Annotated in this window: 22 protein-coding genes; 13 read left to right on the top strand and 9 right to left on the bottom strand. The window is 72.2% G+C overall.

Annotated elements, in window-relative coordinates; all coding sequences use genetic code 11:
* Positions 1-84 precede the first annotated feature (84 nt).
* Positions 85-1,410 (bottom strand): MFS transporter, encoded by a 1,326-nt coding sequence (locus H563_RS15590; RefSeq protein ID WP_245556833.1) that lies wholly within the window; start codon positions 1,408-1,410, stop codon positions 85-87.
* A gap of 66 nt (positions 1,411-1,476) precedes the next feature.
* On the opposite strand from H563_RS15590, the gene H563_RS17330 reads away from it, so the two are divergent.
* Both H563_RS17330 and H563_RS0107595 read left to right on the top strand, forming a co-directional pair.
* On the top strand, positions 1,477-2,352 hold the full coding sequence (locus tag H563_RS17330) for a class I SAM-dependent methyltransferase (RefSeq protein ID WP_022882004.1): 876 nt from the start codon (positions 1,477-1,479) through the stop codon (positions 2,350-2,352).
* 70 nt (positions 2,353-2,422) lie between these two features.
* Positions 2,423-3,811 carry an MFS transporter gene (locus H563_RS0107595; protein ID WP_162138930.1) on the top strand — a complete coding sequence of 463 codons (1,389 nt, stop codon included), beginning with the start codon at positions 2,423-2,425 and terminating at the stop codon, positions 3,809-3,811.
* 147 nt (positions 3,812-3,958) lie between these two features.
* On the opposite strand, the gene H563_RS0107600 is transcribed toward H563_RS0107595, so the two are convergent.
* Positions 3,959-5,185 carry an NlpC/P60 family protein gene (locus H563_RS0107600; protein WP_022882006.1) on the bottom strand — a complete coding sequence of 409 codons (1,227 nt, stop codon included), beginning with the start codon at positions 5,183-5,185 and terminating at the stop codon, positions 3,959-3,961.
* Positions 5,186-5,340: 155 nt separating this feature from the next.
* Positions 5,341-5,880, bottom strand: coding sequence for an NUDIX domain-containing protein (locus H563_RS0107605; RefSeq protein ID WP_022882007.1), 540 nt, complete (start codon positions 5,878-5,880; stop codon positions 5,341-5,343).
* Positions 5,881-5,986: 106 nt separating this feature from the next.
* On the opposite strand from H563_RS0107605, the gene mscL reads away from it, so the two are divergent.
* The 3 genes from mscL to H563_RS17335 all read left to right on the top strand — a co-directional run bounded on the left by mscL (position 5,987) and on the right by H563_RS17335 (position 8,816).
* On the top strand, positions 5,987-6,424 hold the full coding sequence (gene mscL / locus H563_RS0107610; protein ID WP_022882008.1) for a large conductance mechanosensitive channel protein MscL: 438 nt from the start codon (positions 5,987-5,989) through the stop codon (positions 6,422-6,424).
* 128 nt (positions 6,425-6,552) lie between these two features.
* Positions 6,553-6,960 carry a hypothetical protein gene (locus H563_RS17895; protein ID WP_022882009.1) on the top strand — a complete coding sequence of 136 codons (408 nt, stop codon included), beginning with the start codon at positions 6,553-6,555 and terminating at the stop codon, positions 6,958-6,960.
* Positions 6,961-7,070: 110 nt separating this feature from the next.
* Positions 7,071-8,816 carry a sigma-70 family RNA polymerase sigma factor gene (locus H563_RS17335; RefSeq protein WP_022882010.1) on the top strand — a complete coding sequence of 582 codons (1,746 nt, stop codon included), beginning with the start codon at positions 7,071-7,073 and terminating at the stop codon, positions 8,814-8,816.
* A gap of 103 nt (positions 8,817-8,919) precedes the next feature.
* Here H563_RS17335 and H563_RS17340 read toward each other — a convergent pair whose 3' ends face one another.
* Entirely contained in the window at positions 8,920-9,690 is a 771-nt protein-coding gene (locus H563_RS17340; RefSeq protein ID WP_022882011.1) for a hypothetical protein, read from the bottom strand.
* Between the two features lie 262 nt (positions 9,691-9,952).
* Between H563_RS17340 and dnaK the strand changes: the two genes are divergently transcribed.
* The 8 genes from dnaK (at position 9,953) to H563_RS15615 (ending at position 19,342) form a co-directional block, all read left to right on the top strand.
* The gene (gene dnaK / locus H563_RS0107630; protein ID WP_022882012.1) at positions 9,953-11,824 is read left to right on the top strand and encodes a molecular chaperone DnaK; all 1,872 of its coding nucleotides are present in this window, start codon (positions 9,953-9,955) and stop codon (positions 11,822-11,824) included.
* A 3-nt stretch (positions 11,825-11,827) separates the two neighbouring features.
* Complete coding sequence (locus H563_RS0107635; protein ID WP_022882013.1) at positions 11,828-12,529, top strand: nucleotide exchange factor GrpE; 702 nt, start codon at positions 11,828-11,830, stop codon at positions 12,527-12,529.
* A 93-nt stretch (positions 12,530-12,622) separates the two neighbouring features.
* Positions 12,623-13,621 carry a DnaJ C-terminal domain-containing protein gene (locus tag H563_RS0107640; RefSeq protein ID WP_022882014.1) on the top strand — a complete coding sequence of 333 codons (999 nt, stop codon included), beginning with the start codon at positions 12,623-12,625 and terminating at the stop codon, positions 13,619-13,621.
* A gap of 13 nt (positions 13,622-13,634) precedes the next feature.
* Positions 13,635-14,072: a heat shock protein transcriptional repressor HspR gene (locus H563_RS0107645; protein WP_027479223.1), complete on the top strand. Its 438-nt coding sequence runs from the start codon at positions 13,635-13,637 to the stop codon at positions 14,070-14,072.
* Between the two features lie 51 nt (positions 14,073-14,123).
* Complete coding sequence (locus H563_RS18385) at positions 14,124-17,045, top strand: DEAD/DEAH box helicase (protein WP_022882016.1); 2,922 nt, start codon at positions 14,124-14,126, stop codon at positions 17,043-17,045.
* Positions 17,042-18,340: a class I SAM-dependent methyltransferase gene (locus H563_RS18195; protein WP_022882017.1), complete on the top strand. Its 1,299-nt coding sequence runs from the start codon at positions 17,042-17,044 to the stop codon at positions 18,338-18,340. The genes H563_RS18385 and H563_RS18195 overlap by 4 nt, the downstream gene beginning before the upstream one ends.
* Complete coding sequence (locus tag H563_RS0107660; RefSeq protein WP_027479224.1) at positions 18,337-18,999, top strand: NAD(P)H-hydrate epimerase; 663 nt, start codon at positions 18,337-18,339, stop codon at positions 18,997-18,999. Before H563_RS18195 ends, H563_RS0107660 begins: the two co-directional genes overlap by 4 nt.
* An 82-nt stretch (positions 19,000-19,081) precedes the next feature.
* Positions 19,082-19,342: a hypothetical protein gene (locus tag H563_RS15615; protein ID WP_033210023.1), complete on the top strand. Its 261-nt coding sequence runs from the start codon at positions 19,082-19,084 to the stop codon at positions 19,340-19,342.
* 8 nt (positions 19,343-19,350) lie between these two features.
* On the opposite strand, the gene H563_RS0107670 is transcribed toward H563_RS15615, so the two are convergent.
* The 5 genes from H563_RS0107670 to H563_RS0107690 form a co-directional block, all read right to left on the bottom strand.
* A complete protein-coding gene (locus H563_RS0107670) occupies positions 19,351-20,802 on the bottom strand; it encodes an MFS transporter (RefSeq protein ID WP_022882018.1) in 1,452 nt (483 codons plus the stop codon).
* Between the two features lie 95 nt (positions 20,803-20,897).
* Positions 20,898-21,389 (bottom strand): LpqN/LpqT family lipoprotein, encoded by a 492-nt coding sequence (locus H563_RS0107675; RefSeq protein WP_022882019.1) that lies wholly within the window; start codon positions 21,387-21,389, stop codon positions 20,898-20,900.
* A complete protein-coding gene (locus tag H563_RS18390) occupies positions 21,386-21,508 on the bottom strand; it encodes a hypothetical protein (RefSeq protein WP_281169778.1) in 123 nt (40 codons plus the stop codon). Before H563_RS18390 ends, H563_RS0107675 begins: the two co-directional genes overlap by 4 nt.
* A complete protein-coding gene (locus tag H563_RS18095; protein ID WP_162138931.1) occupies positions 21,502-23,016 on the bottom strand; it encodes a putative T7SS-secreted protein in 1,515 nt (504 codons plus the stop codon). Before H563_RS18095 ends, H563_RS18390 begins: the two co-directional genes overlap by 7 nt.
* Positions 23,016-23,681, bottom strand: coding sequence for a hypothetical protein (locus H563_RS0107690; protein ID WP_022882021.1), 666 nt, complete (start codon positions 23,679-23,681; stop codon positions 23,016-23,018). Before H563_RS0107690 ends, H563_RS18095 begins: the two co-directional genes overlap by 1 nt.
* Between the last annotated feature and the right edge of the window lie 137 nt (positions 23,682-23,818).

A 23,818-nucleotide genomic window follows, 5' to 3' on the forward strand; every position in this document is an offset into this window, starting at 1 on the left:
TCCCTCGGGATGACGTCGCTCACGTCGCAGGACGCTATCGGCGGTAGTTGAGCGGATGCCGCGAGGCCGGTGTGCTCCGGGTAATCAGACCGGCTGCCGGCCAGCGAGCTTCGCCCCGCCCGGCTTCACCGGCAGCATCACCAGCAGGCCGATCAGCAGCACCAGCACGATGCCGATCACGCCGTAGATCTGCTTGCCGCCGAGGTCGACGAACAGCGCGAACGCGGTCGGGGCGAGGAACGTCGCGGCGCGACCCGTGGTCGCGTAGAGGCCGAACACCTCGCCCTCGCGCCCTTCCGGGATGAGCCGGGCGAGGAAGGTGCGCGAGGCCGACTGCGCGGGCCCGACGAAGAGGCACAGGATCAGCCCGAAGATCCAGAACATGATCTGCCCGCCGTCGTGCAGCAGGAAGACGAGCGCGCCGGCGATGACGAGCCCGATCAGCGAGGTGACGATCACGGGCTTCGGCCCGAGCCGGTCGTCGAGCGCGCCGGTCGCGATGGTGGCCACGCCCGCCACGATGTTCGCGGCGATCGCGAAGACGATCACGCCGCCGCTCGAGAAGCCGAAGCTGCCGGCGGCGAGCACGCCGCCGAAGGTGAACACGCCGGTCAACCCGTCGCGGAAGATCGCGGAGGCCAGCAGGAACCACACCGTGTTCCGGCTCTCCTGCCAGAGCCCGCGGATGGTGCGGAACAGGGTCGCGTAGGCGCCGAAGAACGAGCTGCGCTCGCGCGCGACGGCGGCGGGCGCCCGGTTCTCGTGCACGGCCAGGAGCACCGGCACGGCGAACACGGCGAACCACACGGTCGCCACGAGCATGGACACCCGCACGTTCCAGCCGCCGTCGGTGGAGACGTGGAACAGGCCTCCGTCGCCGGAGATGAAGCCGACGTACACGATGAGCAGCAGCACGATGCCGCCGACATAGCCGAGGCCCCAGCCGAGACCCGACACCTTGCCGATCGTCTTCGGCGTCGAGACCTGGGTGAGCATCGCGTTGTAGTTCACGGCGGCGAGCTCGTAGAAGATCGTGCCGACGGCCACCGCGCCGATGCCGAGCCACAGGTAGCCGGGCTCCGCCTTGACGAAGACGGTCGCCAGCAGGCACAGCGCGACGAGGGCCGAGAAGACCGCCAGCCACAGCTTGCGGCGGCCCGCGGCATCCGTCAGCTCGCCCGTGGCCGGCGCCGTGAGGGCGACGAGCACGCCCGCGACGCCGAGCGCCCAGCCGAGCAGCGCCGAGGTGTGGTCGGTGTCGCCGAAGCTCTTGCCGGTCAGGTAGACGGTGAAGACGAAGGTGGTCGCGACGGCGTTGAAGGCGCTCGAACCCCAGTCCCAGGCGCCCCAGGCGAGGACCTTGCGGGTGGGGATCTTGACCTCGGGCGGGGCGGCCGGCACTGTGCTCACGGCGCACAGACTAGAGGGCGCCGGTGACCGGCCGGTATCGACACACACCCCCAATACTGTGGGGGCATGGCCTTCGCGGAATGGGCGGACATCGCCGGCCCCTACGACCGTTCCTTCGGGGCGCTGTGCGCGCAGACGATCCCGGCGGTGCTCGAGGAGCTGGGGGCGGCACGCTTCGAGGCGCGTCCTGCGGACGCTCCTCAGCGACCCTTGGCAGGGACTCCTGCGGACGCTCCTCAGCGCGCGGGGTCGGGGGTCCTGCTCGACGCCGGAACCGGCACCGGGGCGCTCGCGGTGGCGGCGGCGCAGGCGGGCTGGCGGGTGCAGGCCTTCGATGCCGAGCCGTCGATGGTCGACTTCGCGCGCGCCCGCACGGATGCCGGGGGCATCCGCTTTGACGTCGCGCGGATGCCCGGGGTGCCGTACCCCGACGCATCCGTCGACGCGGTCGCCGCCAACTTCGCCATCAACCACGTCGACCACCCGCGCGACTGCCTCGCCGACCTGCGCCGCGTGCTGCGGCCGGGCGGCCGGCTCGCGGCCACGGTCTGGCCGTGGGAGCCGACCCCGACCGGGCGGCTGTGGCGGGAGATCCAGGAGGAGACCGGGGCGCGCCCGCCCGAGCAGAGCCGGCTGCCGGCCGGCAGCGACTTCGAGCGCACCGAGGACGGCCTCGCGGGCCTGCTCGCCGACTGCGGCTTCATCGAGGTGCGCGCCCGCCGCGTGCGCTTCACCTGGCGGATCGACGTCGACGACCTGTGGTCTGGCGTCGAGGCGGGCATCGCCGTGATCGGCTACGCCTGGCGCGCCGCCGACGAGACGACGCGAGAGCGGATGCGCGCCGCCTACGACGCCCGCACCCCGGCGCTCACCGGCGAGGACGGGCTGCTGCAGTTCGAGATGTCCGCGGTGCTGGCGAGCGGGGCGAGGCCTGTCGAGTAGCAGAGCCGGCCGATGAGCAGAGCTGATCCAGCAGCAGAGCTGGTTAGTTAGCAAAGCTAAACTCATGGCGATGACTGCACCCGCCCCGCTGCCGCCCGCGCGCCGCACGCTCGCACTCGTCTCGATCCTGCTGTCCACCCTCGCCGGCACGATCGACACCTCGATCGTCAACGTCGCCCTGCCCAAGCTGGCGGTCGAGCTGCACGCGGCGCCGTCGGAGACGGTGTGGGTCGCGACCGCGTTCCTGCTCGCCGTCTCCTGCGCCGTGCCGGCGACCAGCGCCCTCGGCGACCAGATCGGGCGGCGGCGGATGTACCTGATCGGGGTGCCCGTCTTCACCCTCGCCTCGCTCGGCTGCGCGCTCGCGCCCACGCTCGGCCTGCTGGTCGCCTTCCGGGTCGTGCAGGGGCTCGGGTCGGCGGTCATCCTCGCGGTCGCGATCCCGCTCTACCGGCGGCTGTTCCCGCCCGAGCAGCTCGGACAGGTGCTCGGCATCAACGCGATGACGGTGGCGCTCGGCACCTCGGCGGGGCCGACGCTGGGCGGCCTGATCCTGGCGGCGCTGCCGTGGCCGTGGCTGTTCCTGATCAACGTGCCGATCGGCGTGATCTCCTTCGTGCTGGCCTGGATCGTGCTGCCGGCCGGCACCCCGCAGCGCGGCGACTACGACTGGCAGGGCGCCGTATGGGCCGCGGCCGCGATCGCGTCGCTGCTCGTCGGCGTGCGGCAGCTGGCCGCCGTCGCGACGCTCTGGCACGCGGCGGTGCTGCTCGCGGCGTGCGCCGTGTTCGTCGCGCTGTTCCTGCGCCGCGAGCGGATGGCGCCGCGACCCTTGATTCCGCTCGGGCTGTTCACCGGCACCTTCAGCCTCACCGTCGCGACCGCATGGGCGTCGTTCCTCGGCCAGGGCGTCGCCTTCGTCGCGCTGCCGTTCCTCTTCCAGAGCGCCTACCACGCCACCCCGCTCGAGTCGGCGCTGCTGTTCACTCCGTGGCCGCTCGTCATCGTGTTCGTGGCGCCGCTCGCCGGCCGCGTCGCCGACCGGGTGCGGCCGGCCTATCTCGCGCTCACCGGCCTCGTGATCCTCACAGGCGGACTCGTCATGCTCGCCCTGCTCGGGTCGAATCCGCCGATCTGGCTCGTGCTGCTCTCGACCGCCGTCTGCGGCTTCGGCTTCGGCACCTTCCAGAGCCCCAACAACCGCGACATGATGGCCGCGGCGCCCCTGCTCTTCTCCGCGAGCGCGGCCGCCGTGCTCAACACCAACCGCACGATCGGCCAGTCGGCCGGGTCGGCGGCGGTCAGCATGGCGCTCGTGCTGAGCGGAGCCGCGGCGGGATCGGCGGCCGAGCAGGCCTCGGCTGCGGCATCCGTGCTGTGGATCGCCGTGCTCGCCGCGGTGCTCGCCGTCGCGCTGTCGGCCGCGAAGCTGCGCGCCACCGTCCCCGCGCCGGCGTGATCGGGCGGGCCGCGACCGAACGCAGGAGCAGCGCGGCCTCGAGCCGATATCTCCCTCGACTCGGCACTGGTCCTGAATTCGGCCGCGCAGCACGCGCAGAAGGGCCCGGCATCGCGCGCGACGCCGGGCCCTGGTGAGAGCGGATGCTTACGCGAACGGCCGCACCACGAAGTCGCCGCCGTACACGCTCGTGACGTGCACGCTGTTGGTGCCGCGCGGCGGTGCCGCCTCGATCATCTTGCCACCGCCGATGTAGATCGCCACGTGGGACGTCGAGCCGCCGTGGGTGCCCCAGAAGATCAGGTCGCCCTTCTTCATCTGGCTGACCGACAGGTGGCCCTTGTAGGTGAATCCGTTGCCCTTGTAGACGTTCTGCGAGCTGGTGGCCATGCCGATGTCGATGCCGGCGCCGGCCCAGAACGCATACTCGGTCAGGCCCGAGCAGTCGTAGCCGGCCCGGTTGTAGTCCTGGTAGCCGCTCGGGCTCACCGCGCCGCTGCCGCAGGCCGCGCCGCCCTTGCCGCCGGCGCCCCACGAGTAGCTCCAGCCCTTCTTGGTCTCGGCCAGCGCCGCGGCGACGACCCGGTCGATCTTCTGCTCCCGGGTGCCGGCGGTCGACCCCTTGGTCTTCGCCGGGCTGCCGGCATAGCGGCCGTGGCCGATCACGGTGCAGTTGTGCGAGCTGGGCGCCGCGCCGGAGCCGCTGCCCGAGCTCGAGCCCGAGCCCGTGCCTGTGCCCGAGCCCGTGCCCGTGCCCGTGCCCGAGGGCTTGTCGTTGTCGCAGCGCGGCATGTTCGGCACGAAGCCCGTGTAGCCGGTGTGCATGTAATAGTCGGGCACGAACAGTCCGTCGCCGGTCTTGTCCCAGATCGCGCTGCCGTAGGCCTCCTGGCCGTACGCCTGGCAGGTCACCTTGATCAGGCTGCCCTCCTGGTAGACCTTCGCGGCCGCCGCGGAGACCTTCTTGGTCTTGCGCCCGTTGAGGTCGTCGGTGGCGCGGAACGCCGTGCCGGCCATCGAGGTGCCGCAGCGCGGCAGGCGCGGGTCGAAGCCGCTGTAGCCGGTCTTGACGTATGCGTCGGGCACCCAGATCCCCGCGGCGGTGCGGTCCCAGATCTTCGAGCCGTACGCCGAGCCGCCGGTGCGCTGGCAGCTCACGGTGATGGTCGTGCCCTTCTTGTACATGTCGGTGCGGGCGGTGACGGCGGCGAGCGACGGGCCGGAGCGGCCGTTCAGCGTCGCGGTCACCCGGTACTTGTGGGCGGCGGTGGCGGCGTCGGCGGGCGTCGCTGCGGCCGTGCTGAGGCCGGAGAAGACCCCGGCCAGTGCGAAGCCGGCCACGATGAACGCGGCACGGCGGCGTGATGCGTGCATGATTCCCCTCTCGAGGTGTTCGGCGGGCCCCCTGCCCGCTCGCCACCACGATGGAGCAGCGGCGCGCGCGTGCCCATGGGCAGCACTCTCCTGGGGAGCACTCCCCACGGCGCCGGGGCGGGGCAGCCGGCCGGCGGCGTCAACGGCCGGCGGCGTCAGCTGAAGCGGCCGAGCCGCACCCCCGCCAGCGCGAGCGCCGCGATCGTCTCGTTGTCGGTGATGCGCCCGTCGCCGATCATGCGCACCACCTCGTCGAAGGGCACGAACCACACGGCCGAGATCCCCTCCTCGCTCTGCGTGACGCTTGCATCGGATGCCTCGCGCAGCCGCCTGGCGAGGAAGACGTGCTCCGGGGCATCCGCCGCCCCGTTGAGCGCCCTGACCTGGCCGATCCGCACCCACTCCTCGGCCTCGAGGCCGGTCTCCTCGAGCAGTTCGCGCCGCGCCGCCTCGAGCGGGTCCTGCCCGTCGCCGCCCCCGCCGGGGATCTCGATCGAGCGACCGACCGTGTACCGGTCGATCTCGATGAGCGCCACCTGGTCGTGCTCGTCGACGGCCACGATGAACACGGCGGGCCGCAGCTCGATCACGCCGTAGATCGTCTCGGTCCCGTCGGGGTGCACCACCTGGTCCTCGCGCACCCGGATCCACGGGTTCTGGTAGGCGGTGCGGGTGCTCAGGGTCTGCCAGGCCATGCGCCGAGCCTACGTCGGGAAAGTTTCCGCACTTCGCGCGTCACGATCCCCGCCCGCCCGGGTCTTCTCAGGTGAACGGAACGCATTCATCGAAAGGAACACAGCAATGCTGAAGGGGTTCAAGGAGTTCCTCATGCGGGGGAACGTGATCGATCTGGCCGTCGCCGTGGTGATCGGCGCCGCGTTCGGCGCGCTCGTGACCGCCGTGGTCGAGAAGATCATCAACCCGCTGATCAGCGCCGTCTTCAACGCCAGCAGCCTGGACAAGGCGCTGCAGGTGCAGATCCCGACCGTCTCCGGCGGGCACGCGACCCTCGCCTTCGGCGCGGTGATCGCGGCGGCGATCAACTTCGTGATCATCGCCGCGGTCGTCTACTTCGCCTTCGTCGTGCCGCTGCTGCACCTGCAGCGCCTGCGGAAGACCGAGGAGGCCGAGGAGGTGCCGGCCGGCCCGAGCGAGGCCGAGCTGCTGACGCAGATCCGCGACCTGCTCGCGGTGCGCACGGACTGGTCGGCCGCCGGCAAGCACTCCGCGGCCGAGTGATGAGACCCCCGGCGGCCGCCGCGGGGGCGGGCGGCCGCCGGGACCCTGATGAGCAGGCGCCTGTCGAGCAGAGACCCGAAGAGCGCAGGCCCGGCGAGCACAGACCCGACGGGCAGAGAGAGGACAGCATGGGACAGATCGTCGACCTCGAGGAGATCCGTCGCCGGCGCGCGCTCGAGTCGGAGGTGGAGTCGACCGCGTGGGACAGCCTGCTGGCCGCCGTGGCACGCGACGTCGTCGAGCACCTGCCCGACGTGCTGCCGTGGCGCGCGGCGCCGACCATGCTGCGCATCACGCGGGAAGAGCTCTACGACGTCGCGCTGCAAGGGCGCCTCGCGATCGCGCGCGTCGACGGCGAGCTGTGCATCCTCTCCCGCCGCAGCGAGGGATGCCTGATCGAGCTGCTCTCCGGCCGACTCGCGCTGCCCGCCACCGTGCAGCCGCGCCGCGATGAGGGCGAGTCGCGCCCGGAACCGCCGGGCCTGTCGCGGCCGGTCGCGAGCATCGATCGTGCGGTGGACGGAGGCGGGCGTTGAGCTGGGCCCGCCTCCTCCCCGCGCTCCCCATGACCTCACGGGTGTTGCGCGCCGCCCGCCTGTCATAGGATCGCACCCGATTCGATACGGATGCATCGACTTACGCACCCATGACCTCCACCCCTGAGCCCCAGACCCCCGCGGCCGAGAGCGACGCCGCGCTGCTGGAGCGCGCCCGCGGAGGCGACCGCTCGGCGTACGCGGCGCTGTGGCACCGGCACAGCGAGGCGGGACTGAAGGCGGCCAGGGCCATCACCTCCGCCTTCGACGCCGACGACCTCGTGTCGGAGGCGTTCCTGCGCGTGATGAAGGCGATCGAGCGCGGCAACGGGCCGACGGTCGCCTTCCGGCCCTACCTGATCACGGCCGTGCGGTCGGTGGCGGCCCGCTGGGGCTCGAAGCCCGCCGAGCTCACGCCCGAGGAGCTCGAGATCGTCGACCCGGCCTTCAGCGACGAGGCCCTGTCGACCCAGTTCGACAAGACCCTGACCGTGCAGGCGTTCAACTCGCTGCCCCGGCGCTGGCAGGAGGTGCTCTGGTACACGGAGGCCGAGCAGCTGCCGCCGCGCGAGGTCGCCACGCTGATCGGCATCAAGCCGAACGCGGTCTCCGCCCTCGCCAAGCGGGCGAAGGAGGGGCTGCGGCACGCGTGGGTGCAGGCGCACATCGCGAGCGTGCCCGCCGACTCCGAGTGCCGGTGGGCCGTCGACCGGCTCGCCTTCGCTGCGCGCAAGAGCCTGCCCGAGCGGGAGCGGGCGCGCCTGGATGCGCACCTGGACGACTGCGACCGCTGCCCGCTGGCCGCCGAGGAGATCACCGCCGCGACTCGCCGGCTCGGCGCCGTGCTCGTCATCGCGGCCGTCGGCGGCTCCGCGGCGGCCGCCTACGGCGTGCTGCTCAAGCCCGCCGCCGCGAGCGCCGCCGCGGCCGGATTCCTCGCCAAGCCGGGTATGGCCCGCAAACTCTCGCTCGGCGCCGGCGGAGCGGCGGCAGCCGCCGTGGTCGCCGTCGCCGCCGCCTACGGCGCGGGCGGGTTCCGGGGTGCCGAGCCGGCCTCGGTGAGCAGGCCCGCGGCCGTGGGGGCCGCCCCCGCGGCAGGAGCGCCGGCCGAGGCATCCGTGCCCGCGCCGGAAACCCGCGCCGCGTCGCCCGCGCCCTCGCGCACGCCTGCGCCCAGCCCGTCCCCCACGCGCCCGCCCGCGGCCGCGTCGTCGCCCGCGGCGACGAGCAGCGCCGCGTCGTCGTCGTCGGCGATACCGACCCCGGCCGACACCCCCGCCGACTCCTCGGCATCGCCGACCCCCACCGTCACCGCGACTGCCACCGCCACCGCGACTGCCACCGCCACCGCAGCCGTGCGGCTGACCGTCACCCAGGTCGACACCGGCGACGGCCTGTACTTCCCGATCATCTCGGGTACCGCGGAGCCTGGCGCCGCCGTCACCGGCGCCTACGGCGGCCACGGCGTCCAGGCGAAGGCGGCCACCGACGGCTCCTTCACGCTGCCGACCCTCACGGCGCTGCCCACGGGCGACAGCACCGTCACCGTCTCCGAGAAGACCGCGTCGGGCGGCACCGCGAAGACCACCGCCTCGGTCTCGCTCGAGGCGGCGAGCATCACCGAGGTGGTGCCTGCGCTGCTCGGCGGAGGATCGACCGAATCGATCACGGGCGTCGGCGGCGCCACGGTCGACGTGTGGAGCGACACCGACGAGGCCGCCCTGCGCGTCACCCTCGGCTCGCTCACCGGCCTCGGCATGGTGCAGCTCGACGGCGCGAGCTCTACCGCGTACGTGCGTTACACGACGACGGATGGCTCCCGCGTCGGCCCCACCGTCGCGGCCGCGCTCGGCTGACGGCGACGGCGGCTCTGGCGGGGCGTCCCGCCCGCAGGAGCTGGCGGGCAAGGGCAGGGTTCGACGTGAAGGGCACTCCGGAAACCGATGTCCGAGGTGCCCTCTACCAGGCGGACGCGGGCGCGGCGACGATGGGAACGTCGACCGCGTGCCACAGCGAGCCGTAGCCGTAGTGGCTGCTGGCCCAGGCCGAGTTCATGATCGCCTGCGCCGTGATGGCGGGATCCGAGTCGGCCGCGAGCGCCGAGGCGATGCCCGAGAACAGCGGCCGCTGCAGCTGCGCGGCCACGAACTCGGCCGCGGTGCCGAGGTTGTCATAGCTGCCGAAGCCCCCGCCGCCGCCCGAGCCGAGGCCGTTGTTGAGCGGGTTGTTGCGCAGCCACCAACTCTGCGGCGAGTTCTCGGAGTCCATCCACTGCAGCATCACCGTGAGGTTGTTCTGCGTGAGCGGCAGGCCCGCGTCCTTCAACACGAGCGCCGCCCAGTCGGCGTTCGTCACACCGCCGACGGTGATCGCGGCCGACGACTTCTGCGAGGTCGCGCCGTCCGAGGCATCCGCCGAGCCGGAGACGGACGCATCGAAGGTCACGAGGTCCGGCTTGGTCTGGCTCACGTCGGCGGCGACCTCGAAGGTCTGCGTCTCACCGAGCAGCTGGCTGGCGAGCATGGTGCCGGATTCGGCCGGCGCCGCATCGGCGGGCAGAGCCACGAACGCTCCTCCGGCCATCAGCACGGTCGCGACGGCGGCGACCGCGACGCGCAGCTTGGAGCGTGACAGCGGATGCGCCGTGACCCGGTGCCGCGATACGTGCTGCGGTGCGCGAATCCCGGCCTCTGCCTCGCGGCGGGCGCGGCGTGTGGGGTACTCGGTCATAGGCGGTCAGGAGGCTATCAGGCCCGCCTGGATGCGTCAGCCCCCCGTCTGCCATCCGTCTTTCCGCGGATGGGAATGTCTGCGCCCCCTGCAAAGTTGACACGAGCAGACTCAAGTTCGGGAGGTGCCGGATTGACAGGCATCCGTCGCCCGATAAAGTTGAGTCATCGCGGCTCAAGCAGTCGCGGCTGAGCTTTGGAGGCTTCGAGACGCCGGCGCCGCCGGTGCTCGGCCAGCGGAGGAAAGTAGGAGGGCCAGACACATGGCACGTGCAGTAGGTATCGACCTCGGAACCACCAACTCGGTGGTTGCGGTGCTCGAGGGTGGCGAGCCGGTCGTCATCGCCAACGCGGAGGGCTTCCGCACCACCCCGTCGGTCGTCGCGTTCACCAAGGACGGTGAGGTGCTGGTCGGCGAGACCGCCAAGCGCCAGGCCGTGACGAACGTCGACCGCACCATCTCGTCGGTCAAGCGCCACATGGGCACCGACTGGAAGAAGGAGATCGACGGCAAGCAGTACACGCCGCAGGAGATCTCGGCGCGCATCCTGGCGAAGCTGAAGCGCGACGCCGAGCAGTACCTGGGCGACACCGTCACCGACGCCGTCATCACCGTTCCCGCATACTTCAACGACGCCGAGCGCCAGGCGACCAAGGAGGCCGGTGAGATCGCGGGCCTCAACGTGCTGCGCATCATCAACGAGCCGACAGCGGCGGCGCTGGCCTACGGCCTCGACAAGGGCAAGGAGGACGAGCTCATCCTCGTCTTCGACCTCGGCGGCGGCACCTTCGACGTCTCGCTGCTCGAGGTGGGCAAGGACGACGACTTCTCGACCATCCAGGTGCGCGCCACCGCCGGCGACAACCGCCTCGGCGGCGACGACTGGGATCAGCGCATCGTCGAGCACCTGATCAAGCGGTTCAAGGAGTCCACGGGCGTGGACGTCTCGAACGACCGCATCGCGCTGCAGCGCCTCAAGGAGGCCGCCGAGCAGGCGAAGAAGGAGCTGTCGAGCTCGATGTCGACGAGCATCCAGCTGCCGTACCTGTCGCTGACCGAGAACGGCCCGGCCAACCTCGACGAGACGCTGACCCGCGCCCAGTTCGAGCAGATGACCAGCGACCTGCTCGACCGCACCAAGAAGCCGTTCAACGACGTGATCGCCGAGGCCGGCATCAAGGTCTCCGACATCGCCCACGTGGTGCTCGTCGGCGGCTCGACCCGTATGCCCGCCGTCAGCGAGCTGGTCAAGAAGGAGACCGGCAAGGAGCCGAACAAGGGCGTCAACCCCGACGAGGTCGTCGCCGTGGGTGCGGCCCTGCAGGCCGGCGTCCTCAAGGGCGAGCGCAAGGACGTGCTGCTCATCGACGTCACCCCGCTGAGCCTCGGCATCGAGACCAAGGGCGGCATCATGACCAAGCTCATCGAGCGCAACACGGCCATCCCGACCAAGCGCAGCGAGACCTTCACGACCGCCGACGACAACCAGCCGTCGGTCGCCATCCAGGTCTTCCAGGGTGAGCGCGAGTTCACCCGCGACAACAAGGCGCTCGGCACCTTCGAGCTGACCGGCATCGCGCCGGCGCCGCGCGGCGTGCCGCAGATCGAGGTCACCTTCGACATCGACGCCAACGGCATCGTGCACGTCTCCGCGAAGGACAAGGGCACCGGCAAGGAGCAGTCGATGACCATCACCGGCGGCTCGTCGCTGCCCAAGGAGGACATCGAGCGCATGGTGCGCGAGGCCGAGGAGCACGCCGCGGAGGACAAGCGCCGCCGCGAGTTCGCCGAGACCCGCAACACCGCCGAGCAGCTCGCCTACTCGATCGAGAAGCTCATCAAGGAGAACGAGGACAAGCTGCCCGAGGACGTCAAGTCCGACGTGCAGGGCGACCTCGACGCCCTGAAGAGCGCCCTCGCCGGCGAGGACGACGACGCCGTGAAGAGCGCCTTCGAGAAGCTGTCGGCCAGCCAGCAGAAGCTGGGCGAGGCGATCTACGCGCAGGGTGCGTCCGAGCAGGCGGGCGCGCAGAGCGCGGGCACGGATGCCCCGTCCGACGGCTCCGCGTCCTCCTCCTCCGACGAGGACGTGGTCGACGCCGAGGTCGTGGACGACGAGGAAGAGAAGAAGTAACCGATGACGGACGAGAACAGCGACAAGCACGAAGAGCGCGAGGAGCCGATCGTCCGTGACCGGCGGCGCATCGACCCGCAGACCGGGCAGGTGCGTCGGCCTGAGAGCGCCGACGGGGCCGAGGCGGATGCCTCGGCCCCCGAGGGGCAGGCGGCCGAGGCATCCGATGCCCCTGAATCGGCGCCCGAGGCGGCGCCCGACGCGACGGCGGAAGGCGAGAGCGGCCAGGACGGCGAGGAGCTGTTCGTCGAAGACATCCTGAACGCCGCCGAGGCCGAGACCTCCGAGCCGAGCGACGAGCACCTCGCCGACCTCAAGCGCGTCACCGCCGAGTACGCGAACTACCGCCGTCGCACCGAGAGCGAGCGCGTGCTCGAGCGCGAGCGCGCGGTGCGCGACACCGTGAAGGTGCTGCTGCCCGTGCTCGACGACCTCGACCGGGCGCAGAAGCACGGCGACCTGGAGGGCGAGGGCGCGTTCCCGACCATCGCCGCGAAGCTGCGCGGCGCCGTCGAGAAGCTGGGCCTGAAGCCGTTCGGCGAGGTCGGCGAGGTGTTCGATCCGCAGAAGCACGAGGCGATCTACCAGCAGCCGACCCCCGGCGCGACCGAGACCACCGTGCTCGACGTCGTCGAGGTGGGCTACACCCTCGGCTCCACGCTCGTGCGCGTGGCCAAGGTGGTCGTGGCCACCCCGGCCGACTAGTCCCTTCCGACCCCCGCTGGTCGACCCACGCCGCAGGCGTGAATGCAGACCAGCACCCCACCCGTTACATCCCACCGCACACAAGGAGGCGCGTTGGCCAGTCAAGACTGGTTCGACAAGGACTTCTACAAGGTCCTCGGCGTGAGCAAGGACGTCTCTGACGCCGACCTGAAGAAGACCTATCGCAAGCTCGCGCGGCGCTACCACCCCGACTCGAACCCGGGGGATGCCGCGGCCGAGGCGCGCTTCAAGGAGATCAGCGAGGCGTACTCGGTGCTCTCCGACCCCGAGCAGCGGCGGGAGTACGACCAGATCCGCGCGATGGGCTCGGGCGCCCGGTTCACGGCGCCCGGGTCCTCCGCGGGCGGGGCCGGCGGCTTCGAGGACGTGTTCGGCTCGATGTTCGGCGGCGGCTCCGGCAGCCGCTCGTACACCTTCCGGCAGGGCGGCGCCGACTACGACGACCTGCTCGGCGGGCTGTTCGGCGGCGGCAGGGGCTTCGGCCAGGCTTCGGGCGGGTTCCGGGGGTTCGGCGGCCCGACCAAGGGCCAGAACATCGAGGCCACCACGACGATCGACTTCCTCTCCGCCGCCCGCGGCGAGACGGTCACTCTGCAGGGCACCGGCGGCAAGCCGATCAAGGTGCGCATCCCCGCGGGCGTGTCCGACGGGCAGAAGATCCGGCTGCGCGGCCGGGGGCACCCGAGCCCCGACGGCGGTGAGGCCGGCGACCTGATCCTGCACGTCTCGGTGCGCAAGCATCCCGTGTTCGACCGGGACGGGCTGAACCTGCGGGTGAACGTGCCGGTCACCTTCGTCGAGGCGGCGCTCGGCGCCACCATCGAGGTGCCGACGCTCGAGGGCGACACGGTGAAGCTGCGCGTCGCGCCGGGCACCCCCTCCGGCCGGGTGCTGCGGGTGAAGGGCCGCGGCATCAAGACGCCGAAGGCGACCGGCGACCTGCTCGCCGTCGTGCAGGTGGCGGTGCCGAGCCACATGAGCGCCGAGGCCGAGAACGCCCTGCTGCAGTTCGCCGCGAAGCTGCCCAAGGAGAACCCGCGCGAGGATCTGCTGGCGCGGGCGCGCGAGTAACTAACCTGTGGCCATGCCTTCGCCCATGGACGTCGATCAGGACACCCCGCTGTTCGCGATCGCCGCGGCCGCGGAGCTCGCCGAGTTGCACCCGCAGACCCTGCGCCAGTACGACCGGCTCGGGCTCGTGAGCCCCAAGCGCACCGCCGGCAAGTCCCGGCGCTACTCGCTGCGCGACATCGCGCAGCTGCGCGAGATCTCCCGCCTCGGCGCCGAGGGGGTCTCGCTCGAAGGCATCCGTCGCGTGCTCACCCTCGAGAACCAGGTCGCCGCGCTGCAGGAGCGCGTGCGCGAGCTCGAGTCGGCGCTCGCCGAGGAGGTGCTGAACCGGCCCGGCCGGCGCGTGTTCGCCTCGGATGCCTCGGGCGAGGTCGTGCCGCTGCGCGCCGGCACCCGCGTGCAGCGCCGCGACCAGCTCGTCGTGTGGCGGCCGTGGGGGCCGCTGCTCTGAGCCGCTGACCGCGCGGGCACCGCTGTCGGCGGCGCGTGACAGCATGGTGCGGTGGCCGAGGCGGACTGGAAGCGCGCGTTGCGACCGCTCGCGCGCGCCCGCGAGGCCACGGATGCGTCGGCCGAAAGCACCTCGCCGTCTGGGGCTCCCGCGCCGTCGACGCCCCTCGGGGTGCAGTTCGAGGTGCGCGAGGTGGTGCGCCGCGGCTCGGCCCGCTGGCAGCACACGAGCAACACCACCGTGGCCGCGACCGCCGAATCGATCGGGCCGCTGCGGCTGACCGTGCGCCCCGTCATGCCGGGCCGTTCCGGCGGCTGGGTCGGCGCGAACCTCGCCTGGACGGGGCTGCAGTACCAGGTGCACCAGCTCGGACTCGGCCCGGCCCAGGTGCGCTGGTTCACCGAGTTCGCCGCGCTCGCCCGCGCCTCCACCGGCAGCTTCCTCGGGCAGGACGGCGTGCGCATCGCGCTCGACGAGTTCGGCTCGGCGCTGCTGTGGCGGCTGTTCGACGAGGCGCGGGCGCTCGGCATCACCCTGGTCGCGGCCGGCCGCGACCCGGCGCTCGCCGTCGCCGACTCGGCCGAGGCGCGGCTCGAGGCGGCGGAGGCGCCCGGCGGAGGGCTGACGTTGTCGCCGGTCGTGACCATCGGCGCCGCCGAGGTGACGGGCCAGTCGCTCGGGGCGCTCGGCCGGCACGGGCTGTACGCGGTCGAGTGGCCGCCCGGCGGCGGTCCGGTGATCCGGCTGGGGCCGGCGCCGCGGCCGATCACGGCCGAGGTGCTGCGGCTGGTCGCATCCGATGCCCTCGAGATCCCGCGCGAGGGGCGCGACGAGTTCCTCGCCGACTACCTGCCCGCGCTCGCCCGCGTCGTCCCGGTCACCGGCATCGAGCCCCCGCACCCTGAGGAGCCGCCACAGGCGGCGTCCCCGTTCCCTGAGGAGCCGCCGCAGGCGGCGTCCCCGTTCCCTGAGGAGCCGCCGCAGGCGGCGTCTCGAAGGGCGGCGCCCCCGCCCGGCACCCCGCCGCCCGACGACTCCCCCGTGCTGGCCGGCGTGCCCGGGCTCACGGTCACCGCCGTGCCCAGTGACGAGCGCGACTGGCTCGACCTCGGCTTCGTCGTCACCGTCGACGGCAAGCAGGTGCCGTTCGCGCCGCTGTTCGAGGCGCTCGCCGGCGGAAAGAAGGTACTGCGGCTCGTCGACCGCTCGGTGCTGCGCCTGAACCAGCCGGTGTTCGCGCGGTTGGCCGAGCTCATCGCCGAGGCCGAGGGGCTCACCGAGTGGCAGACGGGTGTGCGCATCCACCGCACGCAGGTCGCCCTGTGGCGCGAGGTCGAAGAGCTCGCGACCGAGTCGCAGGCGGCGCGCGAGTGGCGCGACACCGTCGCGAGGCTCACGGATGCCGCACCCGAGCCGCTTCCGGCGCCCGAGGGCCTCGACGCCGAGCTGCGCCCCTATCAGCTCGCCGGCTACTCGTGGCTCGCGTTCCTGTACGACCACGGGCTCGGCGGCATCCTCGCCGACGACATGGGGCTCGGCAAGACGCTGCAGACCCTCGCCCTGATCCAGCGGGCCGCTCGGTCTCCATTCAGCGGCTCCGCCGCTGAGTCGACCGGCGGGCCGCCCGAACCGCCCGAGCCGCCGGTCGACTCGGCCGCGCAGCGGGCGAATGGAGACCACGGCGCCCCGCGCACCCCCTGGCTCGTCGTCGCCCCCGCGTCGGTCGTCGGCAATTGGGTCGCGGAGGCGCAGCGCTTCGCGCCGGACTTGCGGGTCGCATCCGTCACCCGCACCCAGTCGCGGCAGACCACGAAACTCGCGCAGCTCGCCGCCGAGAACGACGTGATCGTGATGTCGTACAACCTGTTCCGGCTCGACTTCGACGACGTCGAAGACGTGCGCTGGGCCGGGCTCGTGCTCGACGAGGCGCAGTTCGTGAAGAACCACCGCAGCCGCGCCCACGAGTGCGCCGCCGCGCTGCCCGCCCCGTTCAAGCTCGCGATCACCGGAACGCCGCTGGAGAACAACGTGCTCGAGCTGTGGTCCATCCTCGCCATCGTGGCGCCGGGGCTGTTCCCGAGCCTGCGGCGCTTCACGGAGCAGTACGTGCGGCCCCTCTCGCACGTGCGCGACCCGAACACCGTGCCGGCGGGCATCAGCGCGGATGACGCCCGGCGCGTGGTGGAGCGGCTGCGGCGACGCATCCGCCCCTTCGTGCTGCGCCGCACCAAGGCGCTCGTCGCGCCCGAGCTGCCCGAGAAGCAGGAGCAGGTCATCCGGGTCGAGCTCGCCCCGAAGCACCGGCGGCTCTATGACCAGGTGCTGCAGCGCGAGCGGCAGAAGCTGCTCGGCCTCGCCAAGGAGGAGTTCGACCGGCAGCGGTTCATCCTGTTCCGCTCCATCACGCTGCTGCGCCTGCTCGCCCTCGATGCCTCGCTCGTCGACGACGCGTACGCCGATGTGCCGTCGGCGAAGCTCGACGCGCTCTTCGAGCAGCTCGACGACGTGATCGCCGAGGGGCACCGGGCGCTTGTGTTCAGCCAGTTCACCTCGTACCTGCACCGGGTCGAGGCGCGGCTGAACGACGCCGGCATCGCGTACGAGTACCTCGACGGGTCGACCACCGACCGGCAGAAGGTGATCGCCCGCTTCAAGGAGGGCGACGCGCCCGTGTTCCTCATCTCGCTCAAGGCGGGCGGCTTCGGCATCAACCTCACCGAGGCCGACTACGTGTTCCTGCTCGACCCGTGGTGGAACCCGGCCAGCGAGGCGCAGGCCGTCGACCGCACCCACCGCATCGGGCAGGAGGCGAAGGTCAACGTGTACCGGCTCGTGGCCGACGGCACGATCGAGGACAAGGTGATGAAGCTGCGCGACGAGAAGGCCGAGCTGTTCGGGCGGGTGCTCGACGACGACGGAGCGTTCAGCGAGACGCTGTCGGCCGACGACATCCGCGGTCTACTGGAGCTATGAGCGCTCCCGCGATCGACCTCGCCCGGCTGCGCCGCCGCCCCGACGTCGAGGCGCCCAACCTGGTGGCGGTCGACGCCGCCGACCGGCTGCTGCTCGACGAGGCGGCTCCGTTGCTCGCCGGCACCGGGCCTGGTGCCGCGCCCGGCGCCGTGGTCGTGCTGGGCGACAATTTCGGCGCACTCACGCTCGGCGCCCTGGCCGCGGGTGCCCAGCGGGTTCGCGTGCATCAGGACGCGCTCGTCGGCGAGCTGGCCCTCGCCGCGAACGCGGCCGACGTGGGCGTGGCGGGCGGGTACGTCTCCCTCGACCTCGGGGCCGAGTTGCTGACGGATGCTTCGCTCGTGCTCGCTCGGCTGCCGAAGTCCCTCGACCAGCTCGACGAATGGGCCGAGCTGATCGCGGCGCACGCGGCGCCCGGCGTCACCGTGCTGGCCGGCGGCATGGTGAAGCACATGACCCGGGCGCAGAACGACGTGCTCGCGCGCCACTTCGCCGACGTCACGGCGAGCCTCGCCCGGCAGAAGGCCCGCGTGCTGCGCGCATCCGGGGTCTCCATTCGCGCTGCGCGCGAGTCGACCGGCGGCCCCTCCCCTTCCGCTGGTCGACTCGGCGGCACGGCTGGCTCCGCTGGTCGACTCGGCGGCACGGCTGGCTCCGCTGGTCGACTCGGCGGCACGGCCGGCTCCGCTGGTCGACTCGGCGGCGCAGCCGCCGAATGGAGACCGAGGAGCTGGCCGAAGACCGCCCGCCTCGACCCGCCCGGCATCACCGTCAGCGCGCACGGCGGCGTCTTCGCCGGCGCCTGCCTCGACATCGGCACCCGGTTCCTGCTCGAGCACCTCGACGACGCGAAGCCCGACGCCCGCACCGCGATCGACCTCGGCTGCGGCACCGGAGTGCTCGCGGCGGCCATCGCCCTCGCCCGCCCCGGGCTGCGGGTGCTCGCGACCGATCAGTCGGCGGCGGCCGTCGCCTCGGCCCGCGAGACCATGGCGCTGAACAGTCTCGGTGACCGTGTGACCGTCGTGCGCGACGACCGCCTCTCGGCGCAGCCCGACGACAGCGCCGAGCTGATCCTGCTCAACCCGCCGTTCCACACGGGCACGACGGTGACCGCCGATGTCGGCATCCGTCTCATCGCCGATGCGGCGCGCGTGCTCGCGCCCGGCGGCGAGTTGCGCGTCGTGTTCAACTCGCACCTGCGCTACCAGCCGACGCTGCGCCGGCTGGTCGGCCCCACGCGGCAGGTGGCCCGCAACGCCAAGTTCACGATCACGGCGTCGGTGAAGCGATGAAGGGCTACTCGGCCGAGCAGATCCGGGCGGCGGAGGCCCCGCATCTCGCCGTGGGCGAGCCGCTCATGGCGCGCGCCGCCGCCGCGGTCGCCGGCGAGGTCGAGCGGATGCTGGGAGCTCGCGTCGTCGCCCTCGTGGGCGGCGGGAACAACGGCGGCGACGCCCTCTTCGCCGCCGCGACGCTGGCCGAGCACGGCGCCCAGGTCGAGCTGATCCGCACCTCCTCGCGGGTGCACGAGCAAGGGCTGGCTGCCGCGCTCGCCGCCGGCGCGCACCTGCTCGACGGCGACGCGGACGACCTGGCCGCGGCCGCCGCGCGGGCCGACGTGATCGTCGACGGCATCCTCGGCACGGGAACGAGCCCTGATCCGCGCCTGCGCGGTCCCGCCCGCGACCTCGTCGTGGCGATCCGCGCCCTCCCGTCGGTCGCGCGGGTGGTGGCCGTCGACATCCCGAGCGGCATCCACCCCGACACGGGCGCGGTGCCCGACCCGGCGGCGGTGCTGCCCGCCGACGTCACGGTGACCTTCGGCGCGGCGAAGGCCGGGCTGCTGATCGAACCCGGGCGCAGCTTCGCGGGAGCCATCCGTGTCGTCGAAATCGGCATCGAGGCCGACCTCGAACCGCTGACCCCTCTCGTCGACCTCGACCCGGACTGACACGCGCACACATCAGCCGGCCGCCGACACTTACGCCTGTCAAACAGGATCGGACCGTGCAGAACGGGCCTACGATGCGCCCATGAACACGGTCAGAGAGAGAATCACGCACGCCTCGGACTGGCTCGATGACAAGCTGATCCCCGTGCTGGGGCCGGCCCCGCTCGGTCCCTTCGAGCCGGGCCCCGACGTCGACCCGGCCCCGGGCGAGTTCGACGCCCTGTGCCCGGTCTGTCACGGCGCGATGGCGCGCCACGAGCACCACGTCGACGCGTCCACCGGCCACGTCTACCTGCGCTGCCCCGACACGGGCGTCGAATTGGAGACCGCGCGGCACGAGTGACGCGCGCCTCAGGCATCCGATCGGCGGCGCTGCCGCAGGTCGAGGTAGCCGATCACGGCCGCGACGAGCAGCAGCCCGAGCGCCACGGCGTACCCGGCCACGACGGCGTGGTCGTACGCGGGGCGCCCGCCGCCGGATCGGCCGGTGAAGAGGAAGAACACGGCGGTGATCGCCGCCACCCCGACCGCGGTGCCGATGCGCTGCCCCAACTGCTGGATCGACCCTGCGACGCTGCCGTCCTCCGGCGGCACCTCGGCGAGCGTCAGCGTCTGATTCGGCGAGATCACGAGCCCGCCGCCCACCCCGCCGACGAGCATGGCCGCCGACATCGTCCACGGCGCAGCCTCGGCGGGCGGCAGCACCGCGCCGACCCCCAGCCCGACGATGCCCGCCGCCACGAAGCCGAGCCCGAGCTGCACGACCGCCCGCCCCCGTCGCTGGACGAGCCGGCCGCCGAACCAGGCGAAGACCGCCGAACCGAGCGCGAACGGCACGACCACGAGTCCCGCGTCGAGCGGCGGCAGGTCCAGCCCCTGCTGCAGGAACAGCGTCGTGACGAGGAAGCTCGCCGGCATCGCCGCGAAGTACGCGGCGGCCAGCAGCGTGCCGTTGCGGTAGGAGCCGCGCCGGAACAGCTCGAAGTGGATGACGGGTGAGCGGCCGTTGCGCGCGTAGCGCCGCTCCCACCACACGAACACGGCGGCGAGCGCCGCGCAGGCGAGCAGCCACAGCCAGCGCGCCGCCTGATCGCCGCTGCCCGTCGTGAGCAGGAACGGCAGCATGAAGCAGAACACGGATGCCCCGAGCAGCAGCAATCCGACCGGGTCGAGCTCCGTGTCGCCGCTCGACGGCTGCTCCCGCGGCACCAGCCGCAGCGCGAAGACCAGCGCCGCGAGCCCGCACGGCACGTTGAGCCAGAACAGCAGGCGCCATCCGTCGCTCTCGCCGCCCACCGCGATCAGCAGGCCGCACAGCGTCGGCCCGAGCGCGGTCGAGATGCCGACCATCGCGCCGAACGCCCCGAAGGCGCGCGGGCGCGTCTCGGCGTCGAAGAGCTGCTGAATGAGCCCGAGCACCTGCGGCATCTGGGTGCCGGCCGCGGCGCCCTGGGCGAACCGGGCGATCGACAGCCACGCGTCGTTCTGCGCCAGCGCGCACAGGGCGCTCGCCGCGACGAATCCGGCCAGGCCGACGAGGAACATGACCCGGCGCGAGCGCATGTCGCCGAGGCGACCCGACGGCACCAGCGCGAGCCCGAACGCGAGCGCGTAGCCGGCGACGATCAGCTGCAACTGCGAACTGGAGGCATGCAGCCCCTTCTCGATCGACGGCAGCGCGACGTTCACGCCCGAGAGGTCGAGGATCGTCAGGGCGCCGACGCCGATGCACACGACGAAGGCGGGCCACCGCCCGCTCTCGCGCAGTCCGGAACGCGATGCCTCAGCGGTCTCTTCTGCCATGCGGGCCAGGTACCCGCATCCGTTACTGCGTCCTTACCGCATGATCCTTTATCGCGGGCGTTACCGCGGGCGTTGCCGCAGGTGAACGCGTGCGCCTACTGCACGCCCACCGGCTCGAGCAGCTGGGCCGACTTGATGATCGATCGGATGCTGGGCACCGTGTCGCGCACCTGCGCAGAGCCGCACGTGCCCACGGCGTAGACGATGTCGGTGACCGCGGCGTGCGGCACGATCGTCAGCACGCAGATCTGGAACAGCGAGTCGACGTTCGGCATGAGGAAGCCGCCCTCCATGCGGTACGAGTCGCGACCGCCGAAGGCCTGCACCACCTCCTGGCCGATGCCCTCGAACTCGGGGCTCTTCGCGAAGCGCTCCCAGGTGTTGCGGCCGACCTCGTCGAGGGCGACGAGGCCGGGCGCGCGCTCGACGGTCACGCACACATTGGGGCGGAACCCCTCCCACTCGGAGATCGCGGCGGCGACGATCACCTCGGGGTTCGGCATCGCCTCCCATCCGTCGGGGAGCTCGAGGGAGACCCGCGGGTAGTCGGGGAACGGCTCCTCGCCGCTCCTCACGATCGTGGTCATCTGGGGATCGCCTCCTTGTCGTGCTGGTCGTGATCGTGGTGCTCGTGGTGCCGGTCGTGCTCGTGGTGCAGCCCCTGCATCGTCGCCTCCGCCGTGTCTGGTCGGCCGTGCGTCACCACGGCGTGAGGTCGCCGACGACGTTGGACACCGCGGAGCCCGCGTCGCTGAGCGCTCCGCCGACGTCATCGGCGGCGCCGCTGACCGCGCCGCCGACGTCGCTGACCACGGTCTTCGCGTCATCGATCATCTCCTTGGGGTGCACGTGCACGTCGATGTTCACGTCGGCGCCGATGCCGAGCGCACCGCCGACCTTCAGCGAGACGCCGACGTCGTCGGCGCTGAAATCGCCGCCCGCACCCACGTCGATGCCGACACCGGCGCGCACCCCGACGCCGGCCTTGGCTTCGACGCCACCGGCGTCGACGCCGCCTTCGACACCCGCCCGCGCGCCCGCGTACGCTTCCACGCCCGCCTTCGCCGAGACGCCGTCGGGGCCGATCGCCAGCTTGCCGCTCGCGGTCGCCGCCGCGCCGGCCTGCGCGGTGCCCTCGCCGCTGGCCTTCACGAGGCCGTCGAGCGCCGACACGGAGCCGCTCGCCGTGGCCTTGGCTTCGGCCGCCGCCGTGGCGGTCGCCTCGGCGTCCAGGCCGTCCTTGCCGAGGGTGAGGGTGCCACGGCCCGTGGCGAGCAGGCCGACGTACGCGGTCCCCGAACCGGCGATGGTGGAGGCCATCAGCCCGCTGCCCAGGTTGATCGACCCGCTCGCCGAGGCGGTGCCGCCGAAGAAGACGGTGCCGCCCGCGGTCGCGCTCAGTCCGTCGGGGCCGAGCTGGAAGCTGGCGTCGCCGTAGCTGAGGTAGCCGGCTCCGTAGCTGACCTGGCCGCCCGCGCTTCCCCACGAGCCCGACGTGCCGGTCGTGTGCACCTTCCACACACCGGTCGAGTCCTTGCCCGAGGTGCTGTGCGAGATCACGCCCACCCCGGGGATCGCCGGGGCCTTTCCGATCTTGTCGGCGATGTCGTTCAGCGCCTTCACGGCCGCCTTCGCCGCGAGGTCGTAGTCGGTCTTGGCGCCCTTGGCGAGGTGCTTCTGCTTCTCGATGATCGCCTGCGCGTCGTCCATGTCGCCCTGCGCCGTGCTCATGTGCTGCTGCGCGGTGGTCATGCTCGTCTGCCGCGCCTGCTGCTCGGTGCTCCCCGTGGCCGGAGGCTCGTGGTGCATCGCCGTCCACGAGTTCTGCGCGCGCTCGTAGTCCGTCTGAGCCTGGTCGTAGGTCTGCTTCGCCTCCGTGGCGAGCTTCAGGGCGTGGTCGGCCGTCTTCTGCGCGGCCTCCACGGCGGTCGCCCAGGTGCCGAGCGCGGTCGCGGCATGACTGAGCCATCCGCCTGACTTCGTGAACGCGGTGTTGAGGTCCTCCATGTTGCTGCGGAACGTGTCGCCGGAGTCACCCTGCCAGGCGCCCTTCTGCTCGGCGACGCCCTTGGCGGCCCTGGTCTGCTGCGAGGCGGTCGTGACCGAGGTGCCGGCGGAGCGCCAGCTCTTCACGACGGTGCGGATCGACTCCGGGTCGCCGGGCACGGGGTCGGCGTCGTAGCCGAGCACGTCCCATCCGGTGGGGCGGGCCATCAGTGCTCACCCCCGTGGTGTGCGGGCTCGCGGGTCACGGTGGTGTGCGAGGTGCCGTCGGCGTGCCCGTCGGTCGTGACGGTGATGCTGCTGCCGTCGGATGCTTCGTGGCTGAACGTGCGGGTCGATTCGCCGTCGTACGCGTTCGACTCATCGGTCGCGGTCACGGTGCCGTTCTCGTCGGTGTGGCTAATCGTCTCGCTGCTGTCGCCGGTCACCACGTTCGTCTCGACCTTGTGCTCGGTCTCGGTGTCGCCGCGGTAGGTGTTCCGATGCGCCGAGATCCCGCCGATGGAACCCATGTCCAGGTCGGTGACGCTGATGCCGGTTCTGCCGTCCGTCGAGTTGCTGAACGTGACCGCCTTGTCATCGCCCTTCGGCGCCATCTTGGGCGCCGCCGCCTCGAGCTGCTTGTCGAAGATGCCGATGGTGTCGTTGGCGTCGTCCACCGTGCTCTGGCAGGCGCCGACCCCGACGCTCAGGCCCTGGGTGAACGCGTTCAGGCCGATGTAGAGCTCGGACGCCGCGGAGGTGACGGTCGGATCCCCCAGATCCGAACCCGACGGATCGACCAGATCGAAGTCGGCGATCTCCGCCAGCGCCCGCCCCAGCGCCGTGGAGATGTCCTTCGCCGCCTTGTCTGAGAAGACCAGCTCACCGCTCACTCGTGACTCCCCCTCATCGCATCCGTGATCGACGTGCGATCACCGGCCGGCCGGCCGTGCGACCGCCCTCTGATGCCCCTCAGACTATGGCCGGGCCCGGAAGGGGGCCAATGGGGAGAGCTCCCCGTGCCCCCCGT

Origin of the sequence: Gryllotalpicola ginsengisoli DSM 22003 (assembly GCF_000419445.1) — a bacterium.
Lineage (GTDB): Bacteria > Actinomycetota > Actinomycetes > Actinomycetales > Microbacteriaceae > Gryllotalpicola > Gryllotalpicola ginsengisoli.

Bases quoted from the DNA above. Each gene is read 5' to 3' on its own strand.
- H563_RS0107660 (WP_027479224.1), top strand. From the start codon at position 18,337: ATGAAGGGCTACTCGGCCGAGCAGATCCGGGCGGCGGAGGCCCCGCAT.
- H563_RS0107675 (WP_022882019.1), bottom strand. From the start codon at position 21,389: ATGACCACGATCGTGAGGAGCGGCGAGGAGCCGTTCCCCGACTACCCG.
- H563_RS0107600 (WP_022882006.1), bottom strand. From the start codon at position 5,185: ATGCACGCATCACGCCGCCGTGCCGCGTTCATCGTGGCCGGCTTCGCA.
- H563_RS17895 (WP_022882009.1), top strand. From the start codon at position 6,553: ATGGGACAGATCGTCGACCTCGAGGAGATCCGTCGCCGGCGCGCGCTC.
- H563_RS17340 (WP_022882011.1), bottom strand. From the start codon at position 9,690: ATGACCGAGTACCCCACACGCCGCGCCCGCCGCGAGGCAGAGGCCGGG.
- H563_RS18095 (WP_162138931.1), bottom strand. From the start codon at position 23,016: ATGGCCCGCCCCACCGGATGGGACGTGCTCGGCTACGACGCCGACCCC.
- H563_RS17330 (WP_022882004.1), top strand. From the start codon at position 1,477: ATGGCCTTCGCGGAATGGGCGGACATCGCCGGCCCCTACGACCGTTCC.
- H563_RS0107595 (WP_162138930.1), top strand. From the start codon at position 2,423: ATGACTGCACCCGCCCCGCTGCCGCCCGCGCGCCGCACGCTCGCACTC.
- H563_RS17335 (WP_022882010.1), top strand. From the start codon at position 7,071: ATGACCTCCACCCCTGAGCCCCAGACCCCCGCGGCCGAGAGCGACGCC.
- H563_RS0107645 (WP_027479223.1), top strand. From the start codon at position 13,635: ATGCCTTCGCCCATGGACGTCGATCAGGACACCCCGCTGTTCGCGATC.
- H563_RS0107635 (WP_022882013.1), top strand. From the start codon at position 11,828: ATGACGGACGAGAACAGCGACAAGCACGAAGAGCGCGAGGAGCCGATC.
- dnaK (WP_022882012.1), top strand. From the start codon at position 9,953: ATGGCACGTGCAGTAGGTATCGACCTCGGAACCACCAACTCGGTGGTT.
- H563_RS15615 (WP_033210023.1), top strand. From the start codon at position 19,082: ATGAACACGGTCAGAGAGAGAATCACGCACGCCTCGGACTGGCTCGAT.
- H563_RS0107605 (WP_022882007.1), bottom strand. From the start codon at position 5,880: ATGGCCTGGCAGACCCTGAGCACCCGCACCGCCTACCAGAACCCGTGG.
- H563_RS18195 (WP_022882017.1), top strand. From the start codon at position 17,042: ATGAGCGCTCCCGCGATCGACCTCGCCCGGCTGCGCCGCCGCCCCGAC.
- mscL (WP_022882008.1), top strand. From the start codon at position 5,987: ATGCTGAAGGGGTTCAAGGAGTTCCTCATGCGGGGGAACGTGATCGAT.
- H563_RS0107670 (WP_022882018.1), bottom strand. From the start codon at position 20,802: ATGGCAGAAGAGACCGCTGAGGCATCGCGTTCCGGACTGCGCGAGAGC.